General features: G+C 65.8%; 6 protein-coding genes and 2 pseudogenes. All 8 read right to left on the bottom strand.

All coding sequences use genetic code 11. The features are described from left to right. Positions 1-71 precede the first annotated feature (71 nt). Positions 72-443: pseudogene (locus ACCC94_RS25625) on the bottom strand (sigma-54-dependent Fis family transcriptional regulator); the annotation flags it as partial. Then, positions 440-2,335 (bottom strand): sensor histidine kinase, encoded by a 1,896-nt coding sequence (locus ACCC94_RS25620; protein ID WP_413352430.1) that lies wholly within the window; start codon positions 2,333-2,335, stop codon positions 440-442. The pseudogene ACCC94_RS25625 and the gene ACCC94_RS25620, both read right to left, overlap by 4 nt. Positions 2,336-2,415: 80 nt before the next feature. After that, positions 2,416-4,089, bottom strand: coding sequence for a gamma-glutamyltransferase (gene ggt, locus ACCC94_RS25615; protein ID WP_413352429.1), 1,674 nt, complete (start codon positions 4,087-4,089; stop codon positions 2,416-2,418). Positions 4,090-4,174: 85 nt separating this feature from the next. Then, positions 4,175-4,909, bottom strand: coding sequence for an amino acid ABC transporter ATP-binding protein (locus ACCC94_RS25610; protein WP_017521680.1), 735 nt, complete (start codon positions 4,907-4,909; stop codon positions 4,175-4,177). Next, the gene (locus ACCC94_RS25605) at positions 4,906-5,574 is read right to left on the bottom strand and encodes an amino acid ABC transporter permease (RefSeq protein ID WP_192431732.1); all 669 of its coding nucleotides are present in this window, start codon (positions 5,572-5,574) and stop codon (positions 4,906-4,908) included. The genes ACCC94_RS25610 and ACCC94_RS25605 overlap by 4 nt, the downstream gene beginning before the upstream one ends. Then, positions 5,571-6,317, bottom strand: a complete 747-nt coding sequence (locus ACCC94_RS25600) for an amino acid ABC transporter permease (protein WP_413352428.1) — start codon at positions 6,315-6,317, stop codon at positions 5,571-5,573. Before ACCC94_RS25600 ends, ACCC94_RS25605 begins: the two co-directional genes overlap by 4 nt. 191 nt (positions 6,318-6,508) lie before the next feature. Further along, positions 6,509-7,417: a glutamate/aspartate ABC transporter substrate-binding protein gene (locus ACCC94_RS25595; protein ID WP_413352427.1), complete on the bottom strand. Its 909-nt coding sequence runs from the start codon at positions 7,415-7,417 to the stop codon at positions 6,509-6,511. A 238-nt stretch (positions 7,418-7,655) separates the two neighbouring features. Then, a pseudogene (locus ACCC94_RS25590) lies at positions 7,656-7,837 on the bottom strand (phosphatidic acid phosphatase); the annotation flags it as partial.

Genomic DNA, 7,837 nt, shown 5'->3' with positions numbered 1-7,837 from the left:
GCCAACGTCGCCGACACCTCCGCCAACGTGCTCATCGAAGGCGAGACCGGCACCGGCAAGGAACTGGTCGCGCGCTGGGCGAGGGCGCGGCGCGCGGTGTCCACCAGCTTCTCGGGGGAGAAGGGCTTTTCCATGAAGTCGTAGGCGCCGTCGCGCATGGCCTTGACCGCCATGGCGATGTCGCCGTGGCCGGTGATCAGCACCACCGGCAGGCTGGGGTCGCGCTCCTTGAGCTTCTCCAGCAGTTGCAGGCCGTCCATGCCGGGCATGCGGATGTCGCTGACGACTATGCCGGGGAAGTCGGCGCCGACCTTCTTCAACGCTTCCTCGGCGCTGCCCACGCTGTCGGTCTCGATGTCTTCCAGGGCCAGCGCCTGCTGGCAGCCAAGGCGTACGTGGGGGTCATCCTCGACGATCAGGACGCGCAGGGATGGGTCGCTCATGCGGGTGTCTCCATGGCGGGCAGCAGCGGCAGGTGAAGCTCGAAGGCAGTGCCGCCGGCCTCCGGGTAGGCCACGCCGAGGCTGCCGCCGGCGGCGGTGGCGAGGCTGGCCGACAGGGTCAGGCCCAGGCCCAGGCCGAGTTCGCCGGGCTTGGTGGTGAAGAAGGGTTCGAACAGGTGCACCCGCGCATCCTGCGGGATGCCGGGGCCGTTGTCGCGGACCACCAGGCGGTAGTGGCCGTCGCCTTCGCTGCGGCCTTCCAGCCACAGCTGGCGGTCGTCCTGCGCGCGCATGGCGTCGAGGGCGTTGGCGATCAGGTTGACCAGTATCTGTTCCAGGCGCGTCTGGTCGATGGCCAGCTGCGCGTCGGGGTAGTCGCGGTGCAGGGTCACGGGCACTTCGGCAAGGCGCACCTGCAACACCATCACCGCGGCGTCCACCGCCTTGCTCAGGGTTGCCTGGCCGTGGTCGTCTGCGCGCCGGGCGAAGGCGCGCAGGCTGGCGGTGATGCGGCCCATGCGGTCGACCATTTCGGCGATGGCTTCGAGGTTGCTGCTGGCGACGTCGAGCTTGCCGCGTTCGAGGAAGCGCACGCTGTTGCTCGACAGGGTGCGCAGCGCCGCCAGCGGCTGGTTGAGTTCGTGGGCGATGCTGGTGGACATCTGCCCGATCACCGCCAGCTTGCCGGCCTGCACCAGGCGGTCCTGAGCCTTGCGCAGGGTGTCCTCGGCCTGCCGGCGTTCGCGGATCTGTTCGCGCAGGTGCTGGTTGCTGGCGCGCAGGTCGGCGGTGCGCTCGGCAATGCGCCGCTCCAGGGCGTTGTTGGCCTGCTCCAGCGCCTCGCGGGCGGCGAGGCGGGTGGCGATGACCTTGCGCCGCTCGTTCCAGGCAATCAGCAGGAAGGCGAACAGGGCGAAGCCGACGGCAGCCAGCACGCCATGCATCAGCGCTTCGCGGCGCAGGTCGGCGAGCGGGGTGAGCAGGGTGAAGTTCCACGGTGTGTCGCTCAGGCTGCGCGTCTGCATCAGGTAGCTGAGCGGCTTGTGGCCCTCGGTGTGCTCGCCCGGCGGCGGGAAGCTGATTTCCTCGACGCCCTCGCCGAGCGCGTGGCGCGCCAGCGGCTGCCATTCGTTGAGTGCCCACCAGTAGTACTGCAGGCTGCGGGCCAGGCGTTCCTTGTCCTGGTCGCTGAGCGGGCGTACGGCCTTCAGGCGCAGGGTCGGGTCGCTGGAGAGGATGATGATGCCGTTCTCGTCGCTGACGAAGGCTTGCAGGCGCGCCTTCTCCCAGCGTTCTTCGAGGGCTTCCATGCGCACCTTGACCACCGCCACGCCGACGATCCTGCCGCCATGCACCAGGCCGTGGGCGAGGTAGTAACCGGGCTCGCCGGTGGTGCTGCCGATGCCGTAGAAGCGTCCCGGGCGGCCATTCACCGCTTCCTGGAAATAGGCGCGGAAGGACAGGTCTTCACCCAGGTAGCTGTCGGCGTCCTGCCAGTTGCTGGTGGCGAGCACCCGGCCGGAGGTATCCAGCAGGTACACGGCGCGGCTGCCGGCGCGGCGGTTGAGGCCTTCCAGGTAATGGTTGACGCGGTCGCGGTGCAGCGGCGTCGGGTCCGTCAGTAGGCGGCTGACGCTGCCTTCGAGCTCCAGCAGGCTGGGTAGGTAGGTGTAGCGGCTGATCTCGCTTTCCACGCCGCGGGCGTGCAGTTCCAGCTGGCGTTCGCCAGTCTCGATCAGGCTGCGGGTCCCGGCGCCTTCGCTGATCAGGTAGCCGCCGTAGCCGAAGCCCAGGGTGAGCAGGAGCAGCAGGAGAGGCAACAGGTAGTTGCGCACGAGGCGTGGCTTCACGGTGAGCGGCGGCGGCAGTGGGCTGGAAGCGCATTGCAGCACAGTCGCCGGGGCCGAACCAGCCCAACGCCGGGGGGCGGCGATGGACTGGCTCGGGTACCACACGGTGCGCGTCCGCAGGCTTAGGGTTTGACCACCATGCCGACGCCGCGGCCGCGCGGATCGGAGGCGGTTTCCAGGGCCTTGCCGTTGACACGGATGGCCTGGATGTCACCCATGTTCCAGCCCTGGTCTTCCAGGGTGTAGCCCATGGCTTTGAGCTCGTCGGCAACCTTGCCGGTGAGCGGCGCGTATGCGTCGTAGTAGATGGTGTCCTTGGGCAGCAGCTGGTGATGCACGCGCTGCGCGGCGACTGCCTTCTCCAGGGGCAGCTTGTAGTCGTAGACGTTGTTCAGCACCTGGAAGATCGAGGTGAAGATCCGCGAGCCGCCGGGGGTGCCCAGCACCAGGCTGACGTGGCCGTCGCGGGTGACGATGCTCGGGCTCATGGAGGAGAGCATGCGCTTGCCCGGCTCGATGGCGTTGGCGTCGCTGCCCACCACGCCGAAGGCGTTGGCTACGCCGGGCTTGGAGCTGAAGTCGTCCATTTCGTCGTTGAGCAGGAAGCCGGCGCCCTTGACCACCACGCCGCTGCCGAAGTCCCAGTTGAGGGTGTAGGTGTTGCTGACGGCGTTGCCGTCCTTGTCGACGATGGAAAAGTGCGTGGTCTGGTGCGTTTCCAGGCCGGGACGGACCTTCTCGGTTTCCGAGATGGCGTCCGGGTTCACTTCCTTGGCGCGCTTGGCGATGTACTTCGCATCGGTCAGCTGGGCCACCGGCACCTTGGAGAACTGCGGGTCGCCCAGGTAGTCGGCGCGGTCGGCGAACACGCGCTTCTCGATTTCCGCGAGCAGGTGGATGTACCTCGCGGAGTTCAGTTCGACGCCCTTGAAGTCGGCGGCGCGCTGTTCCTTGATGCCGATCAGCTGGGCCAGGGCGATGCCGCCGGAGCTGGGCAGCGGCGCGGTGTAGAGGGTGTTGCCCTGCCAGTCGATGCGCATCGGCTCGCGCCACTTGGCTTCGTAGCTGGAGAGGTCGTCTGCGCTGATCAGGCCGCCGTCCTGCTTCATCTGCGCGACCAGCAACTTGGCGGTCTCGCCCTTGTAGAAGTCGTCCGGGCCCTTGTCGGCAATGCGCTCCAGGGTCTTCGCCAGCTCGGGCTGCTTGAATACTTCGCCCGGTTTCATGGTGCCGAAGTAGTCGCCGAAGTTGGTCTTGCCGTTGAACAGCGCGATGGCGTCCTGGCGGTACTGGTACTGCTGGTCGGCGACCTTGAAGCCGCTCTGCGCGTAGCCGATGGCCGGGGTCAGCAGCTCGCTCCACTTCAGCTTGCCGAAGCGCTTGTGCGCTTCCCACAGCCCCATCACGGTACCCGGCACGCCGGCGGCCTTGGCGCCGACCAGGCTGAGGTTCTCGATCACCTCGCCCTTGTCGTTCAGGTACATGGTCCTGGTCGCCGCCTTGGGGGCGATCTCGCGATAGTCGAGGAAGTACGGCTTGCCCTCGACGTACAGGGTCATGAAGCCGCCGCCGCCGATATTGCCGGCTTCGGGGTAGGTGACGGCGAGGGTGAAGGCGGTGGCGACCGCGGCGTCGACGGCGTTGCCGCCCTTCTTGAGGATATCGGCGGCGACCTTGGCGCCGTACTGGTCCGGCGCGGCGACCGCGCCGCCGTCGAGGGTGACGGCGAACACCGAAGAACTCGCCGCGAGGATCGCGACGCCCAGGGGCAGCTTGCTGAAGTGGAACACGCGCATTGGACTTCCTTATTTATTCTTGTACTTGCGGTGAGGTCGAGCACCCCGGCGAACCGGGGCGCTCGGGTGGATCAGCGAACCTGAATCAGTGCGGCAGGATCTTGGCGAGGAACTGCTGGGTGCGTTCGGCGCGGTTCTGCAGGTCGCCGAAGAACTCCTCCTTCGGGCAGTCCTCGACGATCTGCCCGCGGTCCATGAAGATCACCCGGTCGGCGACCTTGCGCGCAAAGCCCATCTCGTGGGTCACGCACATCATGGTCATGCCTTCGTGGGCGAGCTGGACCATCACGTCGAGCACCTCGTTGACCATCTCCGGGTCGAGCGCCGAGGTCGGTTCGTCGAACAGCATGACGATCGGGTCCATGGCCAGCGCGCGGGCGATCGCCACGCGCTGCTGCTGGCCGCCGGAGAGCTGGCCGGGATGCTTGTGCGCGTGGGCCTTGAGGCCGACGCGGTCGAGCAGCTTCATGCCCTTGTCCATCGCCTCTTCCTTGCTCCGCCCCAGCACCTTGCGCTGGGCGATGGTGAGGTTCTCGGTGATGGTCAGGTGCGGGAACAGCTCGAAGTGCTGGAACACCATGCCGACCCGCGAGCGCAGTTTCGGCAGGTCGGTCTTGGGGTTGGCGATGGAGGTGCCGTCGACGGTGATGTCGCCCTTCTGGAACGGCTCCAGCGCGTTGACGCACTTGATCAGGGTCGACTTGCCCGAGCCGGACGGCCCGCAGACCACCACCACTTCACCCTTGGACACCTTGGTGTTGCAGTCGGTGAGCACCTGGAAGTCGCCATACCACTTGCTGACGTTATCGATGGAGATCATACGGTTAACCTTTTCTGCAGGCGCTTCACGCCGAAGGACGCGGCGAAGCTGATGACGAAGTAGACGAGACCGGCGAAGATCAGGAACTCATGGGGCTGGCCGATGATGTCGCCGCGGGAGCGGGCGGCGTTGAGGAAGTCCATCAGGCCCACCGAGTACACGAGCGAAGTGTCCTGGAACAGGATGATGCTCTGCTGCAGCAGCAGCGGGGTCATCTTGCGGAACGCCTGGGGCAGGATGATCAGGCGCATGGACTGGCCGTAGGTCATGCCCAGCGCGTAGGACGCGCCGATCTGGCCCTTGGGGATGGCCTGGATGCCGGCGCGGACGATCTCGCAGTAGTACGCCGCCTCGAACATCATGAAGGCCACCAGGCATGAGGTGAACGCGCCCACGGGGGTATCCTGGCCGGTGATCCAGCGCAGGATGAACGGCACCGCGAAGTAGAACCAGGTGATCACCAGCAGCAGCGGGATCGAGCGGAAGTAGTTCACGTAGAAGCCGGCGATGTTCGACAGCAGCTTGCTGCTCGACAGCCGCATCAGCGCCAGGATGGTGCCCAGCACCACGCCGCCCAGCACGCCCAGCGCCATCAGCTGCAGGGTGGTGAGCATGCCTTCCCAGAGACCGGGGAGGGCGGGGACGATCTGGCTGAAGTCCATCATTTACCTCCCACGGAAATCAGGCCCGGCACGGCGACTTTCTTCTCGACCATGCGCATGATCAGCATCAGGCTCATGTTCAGGGTGAAGTAGATCGCGGTGGCGAGGGTGAAGGCCTCGAACAGGTTGGCGCTGAATTCGGCGGTCTGCTTGGTCTGCGCCAGCAGCTCCATCAAGCCGATCAGCGAGGCCACCGAGGAGTTCTTGAAGACGTTGAGGAATTCCGAGGTCAGCGGCGGAATGATGATCCGGAAGGCCTGGGGCAGCAGCACGTGGCGGTAGATCGACGGCAGGCGGAAGCCCACGGCGCTGGCGGCGGCGAGCTGGCCCTTGGGCAGCGCCTGGATGCCGGTGCGCACTTGCTCGCAGACCCGCGCGGCGGTGAACAGGCCCAGGCACACGACGACGCTGAGGAAGGCCGAGGTTTCCGGGGCGATGCCCAGCTTGAACCAGTCCTGGAGCGGCTGCGGCAGGTAATCCGGCACCAGGAAGTACCAGATGAACAGCTGCACCAGCAGCGGCACGTTGCGGAACAGCTCCACGTAGGCGGTGGCGATGCCCGACAGCCAGCGGTTGGGCAGGGTGCGCATCACGCCCAGCAGCGAGCCGAGCGCCAGGGCGATGACCCAGGCCGCGAGCGAGACGGCGATGGTCCAGCCCAGGCCGGTGATGTACCAGTCCAGGTAGCGTTCGTCGCCGATCCCGGTGGACTTGAAGAACACGCCCCAGTCCCAGTTGTAATCCATGACGGGTTTCCCCTCGGGTAAGACATTTCACGGTGTGTTCGAGGCCGGATGCGGGCGCAAGGGCTCCCGCCATCCGCGGGTAGCGGATGTTCCGGCATCGTCATCATTGGAGTAGTGGGCTCGGGAGCACATGGCTGGCGCTCCCGATCCCCCGCGTGGCTACGCCTTGTGGGCGCAGCCGCGCGCGACCGTTACATCTGCTCGGCAGACTTGTCGGTCGGATTGGCGATCAGCTTCTTGAGCTCATCACTCATCGGGAAATTGAGATTCAGGTTCTTCGGCGGGATGGGCTGCATGAACCACTTGTCGTAGATCTTGTTGACCTCACCCGAGGCGAAGGTGTCGGAAATGGCCTTGTCGACCACCTTCTTGAACGGTGCGTCGCCCTTGCGCACCATGCACGCGTAGATCTCGTAGGACTGCGGCTTGCCGACCACGTGCCAGTCGTCGGGCTTCTTGGCCTTGGCCATTTCGCCGTAGAGCAGCGCGTCGTCCATCATGAAGGCCACGGCGCGGCCGGATTCGAGCATCAGGAAGGACTCGCCATGGTCCTTGGCCGAGATGATGTTCATGCCCATCTTCTGGTCGGCGTTCATCTGCTTGAGCAGGCGCTCGGAGGTGGTGCCGGCGGTGGTCACCACGTTCTTGCCCTTGAGGTCCGGGAAGTCGTTGATGCCCGAGCTGGTCTTGGTCAGCAGGCGGGTGCCGACCTCGAAGATGCCAACGGAGAAGTCGACCTGCTTCTGGCGCTCGAGGTTGTTGGTGGTGGAGCCGCACTCGATGTCCACGGTGCCGTTCTGCACCAGCGGGATACGGGTCTGGGAGGTCACCAGGTTGTAGCGCACCTTCAGGTCGGGAGCGTTGAGCTCCTTCTTCAGGGCTTCGACGACCTTGATCTGCAGGTCGTGGGAATAACCTTCCGGCTGGCGCGGATCGCTGCCGAGGTAGGAGAAGGGGATGGAGGCGTCACGGTGGCCGAGGACGATGGTGCCGGATTCCTTGATCTTCTTCAGGGTACCGGTGAGTTCTTCGGCGACGACGGGAGTGGCGAGCAGGGCTGCGACAATGGCGACGCCCAACGCACGGGGTGCGAAACGCATGGAGACTACCTCGACTGGTTGTGTTTGTTATTCAGTCCAGCGCCGGCGAGGCTCACTCCAGGCCGGTCGCATGTTCGAGGTGGAGCAGAGCAGGCTCCGTGCCAAGCTTTGAGTTTTTGGTTAAATGATTGAATTGTAAGGATTAATATTGGATGGATGGGCGGGGTGAAACGACGCCGCGTTCGGTCATCCGGATATCCGGGCAATTCTCGTTCGGAAATCCGAACGAATCGGTGGGTCAGGCGTCCGGCTGGCCGGCCCACTGTCCACGCTGATACGGCTGGTCGCGATCGGCCAGGTGCGCGGCGAGACGTTCCAGCAACTGGTGCGTGGGGGCGCGAACGCCGGTAGTCGCCTGCCCCAGGCCCAGCGCGACGACCAGCAGCAGGAGCGCGGGCTGGAAGGACGACAGGGCGGCGC

It is taken from the genome of Pseudomonas sp. Pseusp97, assembly GCF_047304025.1.
Classification (GTDB): Bacteria; Pseudomonadota; Gammaproteobacteria; order Pseudomonadales; family Pseudomonadaceae; genus Pseudomonas.
Note: the sequence above shows the minus strand (reverse complement) of the source record. Positions and strands in the feature narration are given on the sequence as shown.

Excerpts from the sequence above, each read along its gene's own strand:
- ggt (WP_413352429.1), bottom strand. The coding sequence starts at position 4,089 with ATGCGCGTGTTCCACTTCAGCAAGCTGCCCCTGGGCGTCGCGATCCTC.
- ACCC94_RS25610 (WP_017521680.1), bottom strand. The coding sequence starts at position 4,909 with ATGATCTCCATCGATAACGTCAGCAAGTGGTATGGCGACTTCCAGGTG.
- ACCC94_RS25605 (WP_192431732.1), bottom strand. The coding sequence starts at position 5,574 with ATGATGGACTTCAGCCAGATCGTCCCCGCCCTCCCCGGTCTCTGGGAA.
- ACCC94_RS25600 (WP_413352428.1), bottom strand. The coding sequence starts at position 6,317 with ATGGATTACAACTGGGACTGGGGCGTGTTCTTCAAGTCCACCGGGATC.
- ACCC94_RS25595 (WP_413352427.1), bottom strand. The coding sequence starts at position 7,417 with ATGCGTTTCGCACCCCGTGCGTTGGGCGTCGCCATTGTCGCAGCCCTG.